This is a genomic window from Rhizobacter sp., from assembly GCF_031412495.1.
Classification (GTDB): Bacteria; Pseudomonadota; Gammaproteobacteria; order Burkholderiales; family Burkholderiaceae_C; genus Schlegelella_A.
Genome location: NZ_JANODC010000301.1, coordinates 1 through 1766, shown reverse-complemented (window position 1 = coordinate 1766; position 1766 = coordinate 1). Strand labels below are relative to the sequence as shown.

2 protein-coding genes are annotated in these 1766 nt (G+C 72.9%); both read right to left on the bottom strand.

The annotated features are described in order from the left end of the window. A partial coding sequence (locus AC30N0_RS11255) for an NAD(P)H-dependent flavin oxidoreductase (protein ID WP_489518004.1) occupies positions 1 to 516 on the bottom strand: 516 nt, incomplete at its 3' end. A gap of 9 nt (positions 517 to 525) precedes the next feature. Further along, the gene (locus AC30N0_RS11250) at positions 526 to 1605 is read right to left on the bottom strand and encodes a cell division protein ZipA C-terminal FtsZ-binding domain-containing protein (RefSeq protein ID WP_489518003.1); all 1080 of its coding nucleotides are present in this window, start codon (positions 1603 to 1605) and stop codon (positions 526 to 528) included. Positions 1606 to 1766: the final 161 nt, after the last annotated feature.

Genomic DNA, 1766 nt, shown 5'->3' with positions numbered 1-1766 from the left:
GATGACCGCGTCGACGCCCTGTCGTTCCAGCCACAGCGCCTCCTCGACGGTCGTGGCGCTGGACAGGATGCACGCGCCGAGCGCACGGACCCGGGCGAGCAGCGCCGGCTCGGGCAAGCCGAAGTGGAAGCTGACGACCGGTGGCCGGACGACCTCCAGCACCGCCGCGGCGGCGGCGCTGAAGGGCAGGCGCCCGGCACCCGTGGCGATGCTCGAGGCGTCGATGCCGAACTCGCCGTAATAGGGCGCGAGTGCCGCCCGCCATGCGGCCTCGCGCCCGGCATCGACCACGGGCGGCTCGTGACAGAAGAAGTTGACGTTGAAGGGACGGTGCGTCGCGGCCCGGATCGCGCCCACTTCGTGGCGGATCGCCTCCGGCTCGAGCATGGCGCAGGGCAGCGAGCCCAGACCGCCGGCGTTGCTGACGGCGATGGCCAGGGCACTGTCCTGCACGCCGGCCATCGGCGCCTGGACGACGGGGAGATCGACGCCCAGGATCGCGTGCCGTGCTGCCATGGCGTCCGGTCAGCTGAACAGACGCCGCGCCGGCGCCGAGCCGGCGGCAAGCTCGTGCCCCTGCAGCGCTTCGTAGAGCGTCGCGAGCTCCTTGCCGATGGCCGCGAACCCGTCGCTGCTGAGCGGCTGGCCGTTGTCGTCGACGATGTCCGCGTCCATGCCGACGGCGAGCGCCTGGGCCGCCGCCTGCCAGGCCTTGAAGGGCTCGACCGCCGGGTCCGTCTGCGGCACGTCGAACGTCAAGGTGACGTCGCGAACCGCGGCGCGGTCCGGCTCGTCGGCGAGCGCCGCCTGCGAGTCGAAGGTCAGCGTCAGCACCGGCGGCGCGCCTTCCTCGGTCGACGGGTAGACGAGGCGGCCGGGCACGACGCCGGGAACGAAGCCGTGCCGCCGCGCGTGCTGCTGGATGTAGCCGATGCTCCAGGCCGCACCGCGCGCCTGCAGGTGCACGGCGAGCTGAGCGTCGTGCTGGCTGGCGAAGGCATCGAGCTCGCGCGCCTGCGCCATCACCTCGAGCATGTCGGGCGGGTCGAGGCTGGCACCGATCGCCTCGGCGAACTCCTGCATCCGCTGCACGAATTCCGAGTACTCGATCTCGTTCAGCGCCCCGGTCCGACTCGCCAGCTGGACGCCGGCCTGCAACTCGCTGTAGCGCTGCCCCGGCGCCGGCGCGTCCCATTGCCCGCTGGCGACGTCGAGGCCCTCGACGAGCACGAGCTTGCTGCCGACGTGGCGCTTGGACGGCAGGTGCGCGAGCAGCGTCTCTCCCGGCAGCGGCGTCTCGAGCGACATCGGCACGAAGGCATCGATCAGGGCGTCGAGCTGCAGCGGCAGACGCTTCGGCAGGCGGCGCGCGCCCGGCAGTCCGGGCTCGCTGCCGTCGCCGTTCTCGCCGTCGTCGCCGTCCTGCGCCTCGATCTCGAGGCCGGGCTTGGCCGCCTGCGCCGGCCCGTCCGCGGTGGGCTCCTCGCGGGCTGCGGGCGTGGCCCGCTTGGGCCCGGCCTTGCGCGCCTGCCAGGCTCCGTGCGCGACGACGCCGGCCAGGACGACGCCGCCGAGGGATGCGAGGGCGACCATCAGCGTGCTCATGGCGCGCGAACAGTCGCCTACGCCGCTTCTGCGAGCCGGATGGCGGCCGGCATGTCGACCGTGACGATGCGCGAGACGCCCTGCTCCTGCATCGTCACGCCGATCAGCTGCTCGGCCATCTCCATGGCGATGCGGTTGTGGCTGATGAAGAGGAACTGCGT